Annotated in this window: 11 protein-coding genes; 9 read left to right on the forward strand and 2 right to left on the reverse strand. The window is 65.7% G+C overall.

Annotated elements, in window-relative coordinates; genetic code table 11:
• Positions 1-1,276: 1,276 nt before the first annotated feature.
• Positions 1,277-2,008 (reverse strand): CPBP family intramembrane glutamic endopeptidase, encoded by a 732-nt coding sequence (locus tag JJJ16_RS08520; RefSeq protein WP_225905273.1) that lies wholly within the window; start codon positions 2,006-2,008, stop codon positions 1,277-1,279.
• A 416-nt stretch (positions 2,009-2,424) separates the two neighbouring features.
• Here JJJ16_RS08520 and JJJ16_RS08525 point away from each other — a divergent pair, with 416 nt between their 5' ends.
• From JJJ16_RS08525 to JJJ16_RS08565, 9 genes are all read left to right on the forward strand, one after another.
• Positions 2,425-4,080, forward strand: a complete 1,656-nt coding sequence (locus tag JJJ16_RS08525; protein WP_219752235.1) for an FTR1 family iron permease — start codon at positions 2,425-2,427, stop codon at positions 4,078-4,080.
• Positions 4,081-4,137: 57 nt separating this feature from the next.
• On the forward strand, positions 4,138-4,770 hold the full coding sequence (locus JJJ16_RS08530; RefSeq protein ID WP_219752236.1) for an iron transporter: 633 nt from the start codon (positions 4,138-4,140) through the stop codon (positions 4,768-4,770).
• A gap of 137 nt (positions 4,771-4,907) precedes the next feature.
• Positions 4,908-6,227 carry a DUF2318 domain-containing protein gene (locus JJJ16_RS08535; RefSeq protein ID WP_219752237.1) on the forward strand — a complete coding sequence of 440 codons (1,320 nt, stop codon included), beginning with the start codon at positions 4,908-4,910 and terminating at the stop codon, positions 6,225-6,227.
• 9 nt (positions 6,228-6,236) lie between these two features.
• On the forward strand, positions 6,237-7,514 hold the full coding sequence (locus JJJ16_RS08540) for an ABC transporter permease (RefSeq protein ID WP_318836544.1): 1,278 nt from the start codon (positions 6,237-6,239) through the stop codon (positions 7,512-7,514).
• 5 nt (positions 7,515-7,519) lie between these two features.
• Complete coding sequence (locus tag JJJ16_RS08545; protein ID WP_219752238.1) at positions 7,520-8,707, forward strand: ABC transporter permease; 1,188 nt, start codon at positions 7,520-7,522, stop codon at positions 8,705-8,707.
• Between the two features lie 8 nt (positions 8,708-8,715).
• A complete protein-coding gene (locus tag JJJ16_RS08550; RefSeq protein WP_176748711.1) occupies positions 8,716-9,501 on the forward strand; it encodes an ABC transporter ATP-binding protein in 786 nt (261 codons plus the stop codon).
• The gene (locus JJJ16_RS08555; RefSeq protein WP_219752240.1) at positions 9,498-10,073 is read left to right on the forward strand and encodes an FMN-binding protein; all 576 of its coding nucleotides are present in this window, start codon (positions 9,498-9,500) and stop codon (positions 10,071-10,073) included. Before JJJ16_RS08550 ends, JJJ16_RS08555 begins: the two co-directional genes overlap by 4 nt.
• A gap of 1 nt (position 10,074) precedes the next feature.
• Complete coding sequence (locus JJJ16_RS08560; protein ID WP_225905274.1) at positions 10,075-11,235, forward strand: FAD:protein FMN transferase; 1,161 nt, start codon at positions 10,075-10,077, stop codon at positions 11,233-11,235.
• An 869-nt stretch (positions 11,236-12,104) separates the two neighbouring features.
• Positions 12,105-12,707, forward strand: coding sequence for a hypothetical protein (locus tag JJJ16_RS08565; protein ID WP_219752242.1), 603 nt, complete (start codon positions 12,105-12,107; stop codon positions 12,705-12,707).
• 691 nt (positions 12,708-13,398) lie between these two features.
• Here JJJ16_RS08565 and JJJ16_RS08570 read toward each other — a convergent pair.
• Positions 13,399-16,434, reverse strand: coding sequence for an FAD-binding and (Fe-S)-binding domain-containing protein (locus JJJ16_RS08570; RefSeq protein ID WP_219752244.1), 3,036 nt, complete (start codon positions 16,432-16,434; stop codon positions 13,399-13,401).
• Positions 16,435-16,510 lie beyond the last annotated feature (76 nt).

The following is a 16,510-nucleotide window of genomic DNA, read 5'->3' on the forward strand; positions in this document are numbered from 1 at the left end:
AAAATGACCACGATAAATTACGTGCGAAATTTGGGAGGCGGTAGTGTCGTTGCTGCCCGTAGGCACCGCAGCCAGGCCCCGTCGCCGCCCACCGGCACCGCGGCAGGTCCCTCCGGCGCCCTCCACACCAGTGGTGCCTGGTGTGCTGATTGGTGGTTCGGCGCGTCGTCTCGAAGCCCGGCTAGGCCCCGCCGCCGCCCACCGGCACCGCGGCAGGTCCCTCCGGCGCCCTTCACACCGGCGGTGCTTGGGGTTCTTGTGGCTTCGTGTGTTCCTGTCTACGGGTGATGTGTGCGGGGCGGCAGACTCTTCTTTGGGGTATTCGAGCGTTGTGCGGTGCACCCGATCCGTAGGCATTGCACCCGATCCGTAGGCATTGCACCCGTTCTGATCGGGTGTAGGGCCACGTAACGGGTGCATCACCACGTAACGGGTGCATCACCACGTAACGGGTGCAGTGCCCCCCGCCGCCCACGGGTGCCGCAGCCGGGCCCTGACGCCGTCTCAGCAATTTCGCATGCAATTCCCTTGATTGTATTTCGGGTTTGAAATCTGATCGTTGGTATTCTGCGGTTTTGAGCTCTCGATTATTATTGCTCCGGGGAATTGCATGCGATTTTTGGAGGAAAGGATCTGCCGCCGCCACCGGTACTGCAACTGGGAACATAGGCGCCGCAGCTAGGCCCTCTTGTACCCTCAGGTTCCTCTGGTGCCCCCATACCGGTATGCCTCCACATTCATGAAAATCCTTGTTACGCAGAGGCATACACCCGATCGGGAGGATTCAACCCCTTCTGATCGGGTTGAATCTTCCCGATGAGGTTGAATCTTCTGAATCTCTGCTGATTTCGACGTCAGTGGTGGGGGTTTTGCACTACACGAAGCCTTCTGGGCGCGTGTCATCGGTGTGTCGGAGCCTCATGTAGTGCAATTCCCCCCGTTTGGTGGCGGTGAGGCCGCGACGTGAGTCGGAGTGCTCGCCAAAGTGCAGACCACCTCGGTGAAAATGCTGAAAACGGGCTGTTATGGACGAGGTGGTCTGCGTTTTGGGTAAAACTCTCTCGGACATGGTGTGTTGTTCGTACGTAGCCCCTGAGTACGCGCATAGGTGGGCCCAGGCCGCCAGCTGTCGGCCTGAGTGTGGCGGCTGGGTGCAACGTGCGGCGGCTGGGTGTAGCGCGTAGGCGGTCGGGCGTCATGTGCGGCTGGTTGTGCTCGCGCGTGCGTACAGCAACGCCCCGCCCGAAGCCGGGCGGGGCGTCACGACATCCCGCAATCAGACGTTCTGCAGTGCTCCCTGCATGGCGAACATGAGGCCCACCATGATCGAGTTATTGAGCGCGTGGTACATCCACGAGTAGGCAATGTTCTTGCCGGACTTGATGTACACGAGTGTCAAGATGATGCCGACGGGCAGGTACATGGTCATGTCCTGCCACTCGTGGCAGTGCATGTAGGCGAAGAGGAATGCGGAGATTGACCCGAGAAGCCAGGTTGGTGCGTACGGGCTCAGCTTGCCGATCAGGATGTGACGGTAGAAGATCTCCTCAACCAAGGGCATGCCAATAGCTACGAAGAACGCGAATGTGAGACCTAGAGCGTTGTCGGATAGTGCGCTGACGACCCCCTGTTGGTTCTGTGCGACCGGCGGGTTCGGACCGTAGATCGAGAGGCGTATAGCGCCTTGGACCATGGTGGTCAGGAGCCACAGGCCGCAGAGAAGCGCAATCTTGCGCACGGGGCGCCTACGCAGGTACGAGAATGCGGAGAGGACCTCGCGTCCAAAGAATGCCAGCGCCATCACCAGGAAAATCGAGTCGAGTATGACGTTGACGAGGGTGGCGTTCCATGACGCGGGGAAGATCGATGTCGGGATGATGTCGAGCAGGAAAAACGAGGCGTAGGGGATCCCGAAGATCGCGATGCGCGCCCAGTCGCTGCGCGTGAGGTGCTTGGGGGACGAGGCCAGGGCTGCTTCGCCCGACACCGCGTCGGTGGGGAGAGGCAAGGGCTCGGTGACTGTGGGCCCTTGCGGGCTTGTCATCGTTGCTGGAGTGGTGCCAGTTTCCTCTGTGGGGGACGCGCTGGGATCGGGAGACATGGGTACCGAACCGCTTTCTATGTAACTATCGATGCCTGAGGATTATGACAGGATTTTAAATTCTTGTGCAAGTTGGCGCCCTTGTGGGGTGTTTGTGTAGTTAATGAGTCATTTTTATGGCATCGTGTCAGTAAGCGATCATCCTGGGCCCTTAGTCCCTCAACGGGGCTATGTCCCCGCGCTAGACACCGTCACAGCATGGTCACAATTTAGGACGACCTAAACGGACTACTTTTCACCTGGGCGAGATGTGGCTACGCTCAATGCTTAGGAATTCCATCATCCCGGCGTTACCTAATCGCCGGATCGTCAGGAGGCAAGCGGTGACAGTGCTTCGCGCTCACGCGCATAGTATTCGCGCTCACGTACGCAATGTCGGTCAGCGACTCAGTCGCGTCCTCGTCGTCGCAGTTATGGCGGCCTTGGCGGTGGCGATGTTCGCCGCGCCCTCGCGCGCAGCAGATCAGACGTGGAGCGATGTCTCGACGACGATCAATGGCCTGATCGACGAAGGCGTGTCCACCTTCAAGGCGGGCGACGCTAAGGGCGGCAAGGACAAAGTCAACGACGCCTACTACAAGCACTACGAGATCACCGGCATGGAGAAGCAGGTCATGGCCCGCATCTCCGGTTCGCGCGTCTCCCAGGTGGAGATGGAGTTCTCTCTCCTGAAGAAGGCCATGAGTGACGCCGACAGCGCGGGCGTTGATAGCCACGCGAAGACCCTCAAGCAGTACATGGTCGAAGACGGCGCATCTCTGGACGGCGTGGCCCCCGGGTCGGCAGCCCAGGCCTCGTCGGACGATTACAGCCCCGGCGCGTGGGGCGAGGTTGCCAAGACGATCAACGGCATCCTCGAGGACGGCGCTAACGCCTACAAGGGCGGCGATGCCAAGGCCGGTAAGGACAAGGTCAACGAGGCCTACTACAAGCACTACGAGATCACTGGCATGGAGAAGCAGGTCATGAGCCGCATCTCCGGTTCGCGCGTCTCGCAGGTGGAGATGGAGTTCTCTCTCCTCAAGAAGGCCATGACCGACGACGACTCGGCCGCGGTCGACCAGCACCTCTCGACGCTGACGAACTACATCCGCGAGGACGCCAATAGCCTCGACGGCTACACCGGCAAGGCCGCCGATAAGACCACTGACAGCTCGGGCACCTCCCCGTGGATCGCCCAGTTCCTGCCCTCCCTCCTTGTGATCCTGCGTGAGGGCATGGAGGCGATCCTGGTCGTCGCCGCGGTCCTGGCTTACCTGGCTAAGGCCGGCCACAAGAACAAGGCCCCCATCGTGTGGGGCGGCGTGGCCCTCGCCCTTGGATTGTCAGTGGGCCTGGCCTTCCTCTTCAGCTACGTGACCTCCCTGGCGGGCGCCAACCAGGAGCTCCTCGAGGGCTTCGCCGCGCTCTTCGCGGTCGTCATGCTGATCTGGGTCTCCAACTGGATGATCAACAAGTCCTCCAACAAGGCCTGGGACGACTACATCAAGAAGCAGACGGACGCCTCGCTGACCAGCGGCTCCCTGCTGGGCCTGGCGTTTATCTCCTTCCTCGCGGTCCTGCGCGAGGGCGCCGAGACGATGCTCTTCTACGTGCCGATCGTCGCCGCCGCAGGCGACAAGGTCCACTACGTGTGGATCGGCCTGGCGGTCGGCCTCGTCGTCCTGGTCGTCATCTACCTGCTCATCCAGTTCGCGGCGGTGCGCATCCCGCTGCGCCCCTTCTTCACCGTCACCTCGCTGCTGATGGCCTTCATGGCCTTCACCTTCGCGGGTGCGGGCATCGCGGAGCTCCAGGAGGCGGACGTCGTGTCGCTGACGCCCATCTCCGGATTCCCCACCATTGACCTCTTGGGGATCTACCCCCGAGTGGAGAACCTGGCCGCGCAAGCCATCGTTCTCGCCATCATCGTCGGTCTCTATTTCTTCGGAAAAGCTCGCCTCGCCCGCGAGGCCGCCCAGTCGCGGGCCGAGGACTGATTCCTCTCGAGCGACACCGACGTTTCACCCAACCAACACGCACAGGAGATCAACATTATGAAGCGTTCTCTGTTCCGCGTCGGCGCGGCCCTGGCCACGCTGGCCCTCGCAGGCACCCTGGCTGCCTGCTCCAACAACTCCTCCTCGTCCTCCAGCGAGAAGCCGTCGACCTCGTCCTCGGCGGCCGCTGACTCTGCCGCCCCCGCCCCCGGCGAGGACGCTGGCTTCGAAGAGCAGCCCCTCGGCGACGAGGTCCACGTCGGCCCCCTCGTCGTGGGTGGCGTCTACTTCCAGCCCGTCGAGATGGAGCCCACGGTGGGCACCCCGGCCGCCGAGTCCTCGATGCACATTGAGGCCGACATCGCCGCTGCCGCCGACAACAAGCTCGGCTACGGCGCGGGCGACTTCGTCCCCGGCCTGACCGTGGACTACTCGATCAAGGACAAGTCCGGCAACGTCGTCCAGGAGGGCACGCTCATGCCGATGAACGCGTCCGATGGCCCGCACTACGGCCTGAACCTGCCCAAGCTGGACGCCGGCACCTACGACGTGGCGTTCTCGATCAAGCCCCCGAGCGGCTGGCTGCTGCACACCGATAAGACCACGGGTGTCGAGGGCCGCTTCTGGACCGAGCCGCTCGTCGCCGAGTTCCCGGATTGGCAGTGGGATCCCACGGCCGTTTCCTGGTGATCGACGCGCACTCTTCGCGGGGCCGAGGCAGTGGTTCTTTGTGGGGACCTCTCGCCTCGGCCCCCGCCCCGTGACGGGACTAGAATCGACACCGTAGCTTAAGACTTCGGTGAACCTTTATTTCAGGAGGAAAGCCAATGCTTCAGCAGATGAGTGAAGCAACCCTGACGTTGCTGTTGACTATGCTCGCGCTCGGCGCCGTTATCCGCTTCATGCCGGCCGCCGGGCGTGGTCGCCGCGGTAAGAAGGCGCGCTCGGTCGCCGTGTGGGCCGGCATCGGCCTGGGCATGGTCTCCTCCCTGGCCCTGACGATCATCAACGTCGAGGCCCCCAAGTCGGTGAACCGCCAGACCGTTGGCCTGTTCACCCTCCCCGTCGCGATCGTCTTCGCGGTCCTCTTCCTCACGCTCATCGCGGTGCGCTCGCGCCGCGTGCGTTCCCTCCTGCCCGCAGGCGCAGACGACGAGGCCCGGGCTGCCTCGTCGATGGAAACCGCGGTGAGTGGGGATACCCTCGTGCGCATCGTCGGCGCCCTCTACATTGCGGCCGCCCTGTTCCGCGCAGTCCCCACGGCCATGAACCAGGCCGTCATGATGCTCTCGGGCGGCGTCGAGATCTACTCGACCCCGGTCGTCCTCGCGCTCGTCGGCTACGTGCTGGCGTGGGTGCTCGTCTGCTTTGTCACATGGGTCTCCTACCGCCTGTGCTCGTGGAACAACCGCGTGTGGCCGGCGGCCTTCATCCTGATCTCGCTGCTGGCCAACCACGCCCTGATGATCGTGCGCATCATCAAGGCCAAGCGCTGGATTGCGATTCCCAAGGACGCGTGGAACGTCATGTCGTGGTTCATCAACCACGAGGCCGTCTTCACGATCGCCGCGGGCCTGGCCCTGTGCGCCGTCGTGGTCATGACCTGGCTGGCCTCGCGCTCGATTCCGACCGTCGGGGCCAACCCCGCCGAGGGACGCCTGGGCCGCGCGCGCTCGCGCCTCTACAAGTCCATGGCGGGCACCGCCGCCCTCGGCTACCTGTGCGGCGCGCTGCTCATCACCGTCGGCGTCGCCTACGGCAGCCAGGAGATCGAGCTGTCCCCGCCCGAGTCCTACAGCGTCGTCGACGACCAGGTGAGCGTCAACCTCGCCGACATCTCCGACGGTCACCTGCACCGCTTCGAGTACACGACCTCGGGCGGCGTGAAGGTGCGCTTCATCGTCATCCAGAAGTCCGGCTCTTCCTTCGGCGTGGGCCTGGACGCGTGCGATATCTGCGGCCCCACCGGCTACTACGAGAAGGACGGCAAGGTCATCTGCAAGCTGTGTGAAGTGGCGATGAACATCGCGACCATCGGCTTTAAGGGCGGCTGCAACCCGATCCCCATCGACTACAAGGTCTCCAACGGTACGCTGACCGTGCCGATCTCGGCTCTCGAGGCCTCGGCCTCCGTCTTCGCGAAGTAAGGGGATCGCGTGTTCTTCCGAATGCTGCGCGGCGCCCTCACGAGGCGTGGTAACCGCCACCTGATGATCGCCCTGACCGTCGCGCTGGGTGCCTGCGTTGCCACGTCCATGCTCTCCGTCATGTTCAACGTGGGCGACAAGGTCAACCAGGAACTCAAGTCCTACGGCGCGAACATCGTCGTGCGCCCCCAGGGCGCGGCCGTCCTCGACGACCTCTACTCCACGGGCGAGGCCACCGAGTCCCGTTCCTACCTGCGCGAGGACGAGCTCGGCAACATCAAGACGATCTTCTGGACATACAACATCCTCGACTTCACACCCCTGCTGAGCGTGTCCGTCACGGATGGGAGCGGCGAGCACGTGCCTACGACCGGCACCTGGTTCAGCCATCACCTCGAGCTGGCCACCGGCGAGAGCGTCGAGACCGGCCTCGACAAGCTGCGCGGCTGGTGGGGAATCGAGGGCGCATGGCCGACGGACGACGATGAGGACGGCGCCCTCGTCGGCACCTCCTACGCGGCCGCCCACGGCCTGAAGGTCGGCGACACCTTCGCCCTCACCCGCGAAGGCATCACCCGCGACTTCACGGTGCGCGGCATCCTCACCAGCGGTGACGACTCCGACCGCGGCGTGTTCATCCAGCTCCCGCAGGCCCAGGCGCTCCTGAACCGCGAGGGCGTCGTCGGCAGCGTCGAGGTCTCGGCCCTGACCACGCCTGACAATGACCTGGCCCGCAAGGCCGCGAAGAACCCGAACTCGCTGAGCGTGTCCGAGAAGGAAACCTGGTACTGCACCGCCTACGTCTCCTCCATCGCCTACCAGATCGAGGAAGTCATGACGGACTCCGTGGCACGCCCGGTCCGCCAGGTCGCCCAGTCCGAGGGCACGATCCTCGAGAAGACCCAGCTGCTCATGGTCCTCGTGACCGTCCTGGCGCTGATCGCCTCGGCCCTGGCCATCGCTAACCTGGTGACCGCGGGCGTCATGGAACGCTCCAACGAGATTGGCCTCATGAAGGCCGTGGGTGCCAAAGACAAGCAGATCATCGCGCTGTTCTTGACGGAGACGATCATCGTCGGCCTGGTGGGCGGCGTCCTCGGCTACGGCGGAGGCCTCGCGCTGGCCCAGGCGATCGGCTACATGGTCTTCCACTCGTCGATCTCCTTCGTGCCCGTCGTCGTCGGCCTCGTCGCCGTCCTCGTCATCCTCGTCGTCCTGGGAGCCTCCATCCCAGCGATCCGCTACCTGCTGCGCCTCAACGCGGCGGAAGTCCTGCACGGAAGGTGATGCCCATGTCCAGACGAGCAATGTTCTGGCGGATGGTCACCTCCTCCATCCTGCGCCGCCGCTCACGCGTCCTCATCGCGATCCTCGCCGTCGCCATCGGCGCGACCACCCTGTCCGGCCTCGTCACGATCGCGGTCGACGTGCCCGCGCAGATGGCCCGCGAGATCCGCTCCTACGGCGCCAACCTCGTCGTCACCCCCGCCGGTGACGTGCCCATCACGGACGAGGCCGTGGCCGCCGCGACCGCCCAGGTTCCCGCGAGCGCTCTGGTCGGATCCGCCGCTTTCGACTACGAGACCGTCACCATCAACGACCAGCCCTACGTGGCGGGCGGCGCCGACCTGGAGGCCGTGCACGCCATGAACCCGTACTGGTTCGTGGACGGGCAGTGGCCCGCTGCGACGGGCCAGGTGCTCGTGGGCGAGCAGGTCGCCTCGACGATTGACGTGAAGGCCGGGGACACGATCACGGTGAGCCAGCTGGACGCCGGCGCCTCCTCGAAGGGCGCGCAGGTGCAGTCGGGTGCTCCGGCCTCGGGCCTGAAGGTCGATCCACGCACCGTGACCCTGACCGTGTCCGGCATCCTCAAGACCGGCGGCAACGAAGACGGCTACGTGTACATGTCCAGCCAGGACATGAGCGCCCTGACCGGCCAGAGCGGCACCGTGTCGCTCGCCGAGTACTCGATCGCGCTGGAGGGCGAGCAGCTGAGCGCCATCGCCGACGCGATGAACGCCGCGAACCCCGAGATTCACGCCCAGACCGTGCGCCGCCTCGCCCAGTCCGACACGGGCGTCCTCGCGATGCTGAGCTCCCTCCTCGTCGTCATCACCGTCATCGTGCTGGCGCTGACCATGATCGGCGTGTCCACGACGATGATTGCCGTCGTCACCGAGCGCCGCAACGAGATCGGTCTGCGCAAGGCCTTGGGCGCGACCGCCCGCTCCATCACCCGCGAGTTCATGGGTGAGGGTGTCATGCTCGGGCTCATCGGAGGCATCCTGGGCGCCGGGGCAGGCTACGGCCTCGCCGTCCTCATCTCCACCTCCGTGTTCCACCGATCCATCTCGCTGCACCCCGTCATCCTCCTCGGCACGGTCGCTTGCTCGATCCTCGTCGCCGTCCTCGCCTGCCTCACGCCCGTGCGCCGCGCACTGGCCGTCGACCCCGCGCTCGTCCTGCGCGGAGAATGAGAGTCACCATGACCACCTCCACCGCCACCCCGGCCTCATCGGCCCCTACGGACGCGCTGCTGAGCCTCGAGGGCGTCTCGAAGATCTACGGCGACCTGCACGCCCTCGACAACGTGTCCCTCGAGATCCCGCGCGGCCAGTGGGTCTCCATCGTCGGCCCCTCCGGATCCGGCAAGACCACCCTCATGAACATCGTCGGCGCCATGGACACCGCCACCAAGGGCACCGTCATGCTGGACGGCCACGACATCTCCGACCTGACCGCCGACGAACTCACCGAGGTGCGCTGCCGGACCATCGGCCTCGTCTTCCAGCAGTTCCACCTCATCGGTCACCTGACGGCCCTCGAGAACGTCATGGTCGCCCAGTACTACCACTCGATGCCTGACGAGAAGGAGGCCCTCGAGGCCCTCGACCGCGTCGGCCTCGCCGATCGTGCCACCCACCTGCCGCGCCAGCTCTCCGGCGGCGAGCAGCAGCGCGTGTGCGTGGCCCGCGCCCTTATCAACTACCCCAAGCTGCTGCTGGCCGACGAGCCCACCGGCAACCTGGACGAAACCAACGAGGAGATCGTCCTCGACCTGTTCAACCAGCTCCACCAGGACGGTACGACCCTCATGGTCGTCACCCACGACGCGCTTGTCGCCGAACAGGGCCAGCGCGAAATCCGACTCGACCACGGCAAGGTCGTCAAGGAAACCTGGCATGACCACGACTTCGAACAGCGCGCATCCGGCCTGGTTCTGCCCGGCCGCGACGGCGACGCGCGCAGCGGAAAGGACAAGGTGCGATGACCACGCCCACCCCTGTTGAGAGCCGATCCCGTTGGGTTGCCCCGGCCTCGTACGCGGTCCTCGGCGCCCTCGGCGCGACCATCCTGGCCGCGTGCACGCCCAACACCGGCCTGGACATGACCAAGCCCATGAGCGACGGCACCTGGACCGCCCAGTCCAACGCCGACGACCAGGGCTCCATCGGTACGATCACCATCACCGTCGAGGGCGGGCGCATCACCGCCACCTCCTACGAGACGACGCTGGCCGACGGCACCGACAAGGGCACCGAGTACGGCAAGAACTCCGCGGGCGAAGTCTTCAACGAGGACTACTACAAGAAGGCTCAGGCCGCCGTCGCCTCCTACCAGGAGTACTCCGACAACCTCACCAAGGTCGGCGACCCCGCCAAGGTCGACGTCATCACCGGTGCCACCGTCGCCCACCAGCAGTTCGTGCAGGCCGCCATCCGCGCCATCGCCGCCGCCCAGGGCGTCTCCCCGGACGGCGCCGACGACATCAACATCCCCGGCCTGAACGACGCCACGAAGGACGGCGACCTCGACAAGGACCTCGGAGGCTCCGACGGCTGATTTGGCGCGTACCACCGGCGCGCCGGGGGACGAGGCCGTGGCCGGGTCCCCGGGGTCTGCTCCCACGTGGCGCTCCTCCTTCCCAGCGATGGGCACCCGCGTCGACATCATCGGCTGGGGCGGGGACGGCATGGCGATCGTCAACGCTGTCGTGGGCGTTGTTGCACGCCACGAGGACATGTGGAGCGTGTTCCGGCCTTCGTCCGAGGTGTCGCGGCTCAATTCTGTTGTTGCTTCGGCAGGGGGCAGTGACGGTACGTCCCGTTGCGGGGCTGATTCCGCGGTGGCCGGCCCCGTCCTCGTCGTGAGCGAAGAAACCGACCGGCTGCTGCGTGACGCGCTGGCGCTCGCGGAGGCGACCGGGGGAGCGTTCAACCCGTTGATCGGGCCGCTCGTTGCCGCGTGGGACGTCAAGGCGATGCGGGCCGCGTACGTCGCGGGTGTGCCCTTGCCGCCCGCGCCTTCTGAGCGTGTTGTGGAGGCGGCGTTGCGGGCGTCGTCGTGGGGCTTGCTGTCGCGCGTTGGCGAGCGGCGGTGGGTGATGGGTGCCCCTGCTGAGTGCGTCGGTGGCGTGGATGTTCCCAGTCCGCGCCTCGACCTGGGCGGTATCGCGAAGGGGCGCACCGCCGATGCGTGCCGCGACCTGGCCGTGGCCATGGGGGCGCGTGGCGTGTTGGTGTCGGTGGGGACCTCGTCGGTGTCGGTGTTCGGGACTCGCGCCGACGGCTCTTCGTGGCGTGCCGGCCTGCGCGACCCTCATGGCGGGCCCACGTCGGTCGCTGGCGTCGTGGATCTGCCTGCGGGTGGCATGGCGTCCCTGTCGACGTCCGGCGACAACCTGGGGCCGCTGGGTGGTGTGCGTGCTGTTTGTGCGGGGTCTGCGGCGGATCATCGTGCGCGTGAAACATCGCGTGAAACATCCGTGGGTGGCGGTCGGATTTTCGACCACCACATCATCGACCCGCGTACGGGTTACCCCGCGCGTGCGGGCGTTCGACAAGTCAGCGTCGTGGCCTCGTCGGGCGTGTTGGCGGAGGCACTGTCGACAGCACTGCTCGTCGATCCGTCCATCGATGTTTCGGACGTCGAGGCCCGCTGGGCCCGCGAGACGGGCGCCCCTGCCTCGGCGAAGGTTGTTGGCCTGGTGCGGGTGGGATCCTGAGTGCTGGCGGGTCATCACTGTTGTACTTCTGCTGATGCGCAGGGCTGGGGTAGCTAGCGCTGCACCCGTTACCTCCTGCTGCACCCTTTACGTCGCGATGCACCCGAACAGAAGGGGTGTAATGCCTACGGATCGGGTGTACTGCCAGCGAGGACAAGTGAACCTGTGGTCAGTGAATGATGGAGCGTCTTGTGTTGAGAAGAGGCGAGGGATGACTACTGCTCCATCCCCGGCCGTTCTTGATGCTCCCGCCGCAGTTGGGGGCAAGACAAAGGATGTGGTTCTCGCTATCCACAGCTGTTTGCTCGTGTCGTGGTTTATCCACAGGGCGTGAGTTTCTTGGTGTGCTGTGTTTGTTGTGCTGTGACAATCGAATTATGAGCAGCCATCAAATGACAGTTATTCGCTCCTCGGAGAGGTGCCGAATGGCCCGTGAGGAGCAAGAGCCAGGCCTTTGCTTGCACGTGATGCGAGGGTGCTACGTTCAAGTCGAAGATCCGCGTCTTCTCGAGACTCCATGGAGCACATGGACAACAGTGGCGCGAGCACGTCTCCTTGCGGTTCACGCATCCGGGAGTGGAGATCGAGTCTTCGTCGGTGCGAGTTCACTTGTCTGTCACGGGATTCCGCTGTGGGAGGCAAATCCGGACGTTTTCGTATGGGCTCATACCCGTCGTGGGAGCAAGCCCCTTCGTGCAGTCCGTGCAGCAGGGTTCCTGGTGCCTGCAGTCGCGGTGCGCTGGTCTATTGCTCCTCCTCTTGAGAAAAGACTACAGTCCGCTGGAGGCGTCTTAGCGGAAGGAGCTAGTGATGCTGCGGTACGAATGGCGTGCTGGTCTGAGCACCTGAGTGCATTCGTGGGTGTCTGCATGGTTCTCAATCGGCTCTCGTCCTTCTCCCTCTTTTCGCAGGATGAATGCCGTGGCCGAGCGGAAGAAGTCAGATCAGGAATGCTAGCCAGGTTGACGCAGTGGAGCCAACAAACGGGCAACATTCCGTCACGGCGAGCGCAAGCCATCATTCGGGCCGCTGACCCGGGGTGCGACAATCCTGCTGAGGCCGCTTTGCTATGGGTTGTGAAGTCGGTGTGTGGGTTCAAAGTGGTTACCCAGCATGAAATTGTTGTTAACGGGCGTCATTACTTTTTGGACATTGCGATTCCTGGACTCATGATCATCTTCGAGTTCGATGGCATTGGAAAACTGGGCAAGGATGATGCTGAGTTCGCGCGGGCGAAGCGTGACTGGATCCAACGTGAAAATGACCTGCGCAGTGCTGGATGGACGATCTATCGGGTTTCATGGATGGATTATGAGGATGTTGTGAGGCTGAGAGCTTGGGTAGCTGAGGTGCTCGCACCGTATCAAGCATCGATTCCCGCATCGGCACAGAACTTGTGGGCAGCTCCAACCGTGGCCTGCGACGGCCCACATCGGCGTTTTCATATGGGAGCATTTCGACGGTGGTCGTAGGAGTTCTGAACACCAACGGAAGTGCTCCACCGGTTACGTGGCGCTTCATGCGTTGCGAGGTGCTGCGCTTTTTGCGTCGCGATGCACCCGTTATGTCCCGCTACACCCGTTACGTCGCGATGCACCCGAACAGAAGGGGTGTAATGCCTACGGATCGGGTGTAGGGCCCTCATCAACAAGGGAAGTCGCGGTTGTCTGCTGGATGACAATGCTGGGCTCGCCACTAAATGCCGCTGCGAGGGCATGAAAAGATCGTGATACCCGTGTTGTGAGCGAGCTCGGTGGGAAGGCCCCAGCAATCAAGGGCCTGCCGACATCTCAGGACTACTGGTCGCCTGCGATTAAGGCGTTGTGGCCAGGCCGGGCTTCGAGCCGACGCGCTAAACCCATGAGAACACCAGGCTCCACAGGTGTGGAGGGCGCCGGAGGGACCGGAGGGCCTGGCTGCGGTGCCCGTGGGCGGTGGCGGGGCCTGGCCTTGGTGTCCGTTGGCGGTGGCGAAAACTGTCTCAGGCAAATGTCGCACGTAATTTAAGGCGGTCATTTTTTAAGTGCGTCTGAAAACGTTGCAATTCCAACGACCGATCTTCTCAGTTTGAAGTACCCGCAAGGGAATTACGTGCGGAATTGTCGAGCATGACCCGCAAGCTCCGCCCGGAACACTCGCGGGGCCACTCATCGACGCCAGAATTCAGGCGGAACGCCCCGCAAGCAGCGTCGCCAGGTGGACGCCCCCGCGGCCCGCCAGCTGGGCGGCCTGGGTGCGGCAGGAGAAGCCGTCCGCCAGGTACACCGCATCCGGCTGGGCCGACAGGGACGGCAGCAGCGAATGGGAAGCGACGGCCACAGATAGGTCATAGTGGCCCGCCTCCATGCCGAAATTCCCGGCCAGGCCACAGCAGCCCTCGAGCCGTGTTACGCGTGCGCCCAGCGACTCGAGCAACGCCTGGTCCGCGTCCCACCCCATGACGGAGTAGTGGTGGCAGTGTGGCTGTGCGACGATCTCGACGCCCTCCAGGCTCGGCAGGCGACGCCCGGATGCGGGCACGGCTGACAGCACCTCGGCGAGGGTGTGCGTCGCGCCCGACACGAGCATAGAGCGCGGGTCCTCGGGCAGCAGGTCCAGCAGGTCGTCGCGCAGCACTGCCGTGCACGATGGCTCAACGCCGACGATCGGGATCCCCGATGCCGCGAAAGGCGCAAGAACGCCCAGCAACGACGCCAAGTGCTTCTTCGCCCCCGTCAGCTGACCCGTCGTAATCCACGTGAGGCCGCAGCACGCGTCCGGCGCGACGATTGGCGCGAACCCGTTCGCCTCGAGCACGTCGACGACCGCGCGCGCACCAGCATCGTCCAGGGTCTGGCTAAACGAGTCTGCCCACACGAGCGCGTATGGCCGCCCGCTGGGGTCGCGCGGCCCGGAAAGGATCGGAGAGTCCGACATCGACGAGGCCTGTGCACCCTCGCGCTCGCGGGCATCGGATACGGCATCCGACGAAGCCGACGCAGGAACGCTGTCCGCCAACAGGGAGCGGCGGCGAGCCCACGCGGTGAAGGTGCCGGACTGGAGGGCGGGCATGCCTCGTCGAGGATCGAGGCCAATGATGCGGAATGCGAGTGAGCGCAGGGGTGCGACCGACATGACGGCGTTCGCGATGCTTGCCAGGCCGGGCACGCGCGCGGTGACGCGGGTGAGGCGAGGCAGCCAACCGAGCGTGTAGTGGCTGAGGGGACGCATGCGGCCCCGGTAGGTGCGGAACAGCGCTTCGGAGCGGTAGCGGGCCATGTCGACGCCGGCGGGGCAGTCGGCGGAGCAGGCCTTGCAGGCGAGGCACAGGTCGAGGGCCTCGAGGACCTCGGGGGAGTCGATGGCCTTGACGAGCTGCGAGTTTGCGGCCTCCTGGAGGATGCGGGCGCGGCCGCGGGTCACGTCCTTCTCCTCGCGCGTGGCCAGGTAGGACGGGCACATGAAGGTGCCGGACACTCCCGCGCGGCACTTGCCGACGCCCGTGCAGCGGTGGACGGCGGCCGTGAAGTCGCCGCCGTCGTGGGTGAAGGCGAAGCCACCGTCCGCGGGCATGGGGCGCGCGGCGACGCGGCGCAAACTGAAGTCGAGGGGGTCGACGCCGGGCTGGAGCTCGAGGGCCCCGCCGGCAACTCCGGCACTACCGGCATTCCGCACCCGCGCGCGGGAGGTGGCCTCGGCCTCGTCCATGGGGGCGGCGAGCACCCCGGGGTTGAGCAGGTTGTCCGGGTCGAAGACGTGCTTGACGCGGGCGAACAGGTCGAGCATCTCGGGGGAGTACATGAAGCGCAGGAGCTCGCCGCGGGCGCGCCCGTCGCCGTGCTCGCCGGAGACGGAGCCGCCGTGGGCCGCGCAGATGCGGGCCGCGGACTGCAGGAAGGCGCGCGAGTGGGCGACGCCCTCCGGGGTGTCGAGCGGCATGGCGAGGCGCACGTGCACGCACCCGTCGCCGAAGTGCCCGTACAGGAGCCCGTCGATGTCGAACTCTTCCATGAGGGCGGTGAAGTCGCGCAGGTACGCGCCGAGGTTCTCGGGCGGGACGGCCGCATCCTCGAAGCCGGGCCAGGCCTGCTGGTCGCCGCCGCCTGCGCCGTCCGGCGGGGTGCGCCCGCCCAGGCCCGCACCGTCGGCGCGGATCCTCCACAGGGCCGAGGCCTGGGCCCCCGGCGGGTACACGACCGTGTCGATGGCGGCCGAGTCGGCGCACAGGGCGCGTGCGCGCTCCAGGGAGGCGGTGATGTCTTCGCCGGGGGCGCCGACTTCGACGAGGAGCCAGCCTTCGCCCTCGGGCAGGGCGGGGACGGCGCCGGGGCCCTTGTGGGCGCGTACGACGTCGACGAGGCGACGGTCCATGCCTTCCACCGCGAGGGGCGAGTGGGTGAGCAGTGCGGGCACGTCGTCGGCGGCCTCGATCATGGAGCGGTAGCCGAGGGCGGCGAGCACGGGCGCGTCGGGCAGGGGCACGAGGCGCACGGTGATGGACAGGATGAGGACGAGGGTTCCTTCGGTACCCGTGAGCATGGCGGCGAGGTTGCGCCCGCCCTCGGGGGTGAGGTGCTCGAGGGAGTAGCCGGAGACTTGGCGCTTGAAGCGGCCGAGCTCGGTGCGGATGGGCGCCAGGTTGGAGTCGATGAGGGAGGCCAACCCCGGTACGTCGCTGAGGGCGGCGTCGTGGTCGGTCGTGGCCGTGAATCGCCGCCCCTGCCCGTCCACGCAGTCGAGGGAGACGATGTTGTCGGAGGTGCGCCCCCAGGCGGTTGCATGCGGGCCGCACGCGTTGTTGGCGACCATGCCGGCGATCGTCGCGCGGTTCTGGGAGGACGGGTCGGGGCCGAAGCGCAGGCCGTGCTTCGCGGACGCGGCCTGGAGGGTGGAGCCGACGCAGCCGGGTTCGATGGTGGCCGTGCGGGCCTCGGGGTCGATGGAGATGACGCGGTTCATGTGCCGCGAGAAGTCGAGGACGAGGCCGGGGCCGATCGCGTTGGACGCGCACGAGGTGCCGCCGCCTCGGGCGGTGAGGGGGACGCCGTGGGCGCGGGCGAGGTCGAAGGCCGCGATCGCCTGCTCGGGCGTGCGCGGGAATGCGACGGCCAGGGGTGGGATGCGCGTTAGGCCGGCGTCGGAGGAGTAGCGCGCTCGCGTGCCGCTTGAGGCGTCGACGTCGATGAGTGCGCGCAGGTCCGTCAGGAAGCTCTCGCTCATGGTGCCAGTCTGTCACGCGGATGCGCCCGGGGCGGCGGGTATCCGGTGTGCGGATGGTCGCGCGAGGCCGTGGCCG

Source organism: Schaalia sp. ORNL0103 (assembly GCF_019429565.1).
In the GTDB taxonomy this organism is placed as follows: Bacteria; Actinomycetota; Actinomycetes; order Actinomycetales; family Actinomycetaceae; genus Pauljensenia.

What these genes read in the sequence shown, in the direction of transcription:
- JJJ16_RS08530 (WP_219752236.1), top strand. Translation starts at nt 4,138, where the DNA reads ATGAAGCGTTCTCTGTTCCGCGTCGGCGCGGCCCTGGCCACGCTGGCC.
- JJJ16_RS08555 (WP_219752240.1), top strand. Translation starts at nt 9,498, where the DNA reads ATGACCACGCCCACCCCTGTTGAGAGCCGATCCCGTTGGGTTGCCCCG.
- JJJ16_RS08570 (WP_219752244.1), bottom strand. Translation starts at nt 16,434, where the DNA reads ATGAGCGAGAGCTTCCTGACGGACCTGCGCGCACTCATCGACGTCGAC.
- JJJ16_RS08550 (WP_176748711.1), top strand. Translation starts at nt 8,716, where the DNA reads ATGACCACCTCCACCGCCACCCCGGCCTCATCGGCCCCTACGGACGCG.
- JJJ16_RS08565 (WP_219752242.1), top strand. Translation starts at nt 12,105, where the DNA reads ATGGTTCTCAATCGGCTCTCGTCCTTCTCCCTCTTTTCGCAGGATGAA.
- JJJ16_RS08535 (WP_219752237.1), top strand. Translation starts at nt 4,908, where the DNA reads ATGCTTCAGCAGATGAGTGAAGCAACCCTGACGTTGCTGTTGACTATG.
- JJJ16_RS08545 (WP_219752238.1), top strand. Translation starts at nt 7,520, where the DNA reads ATGTCCAGACGAGCAATGTTCTGGCGGATGGTCACCTCCTCCATCCTG.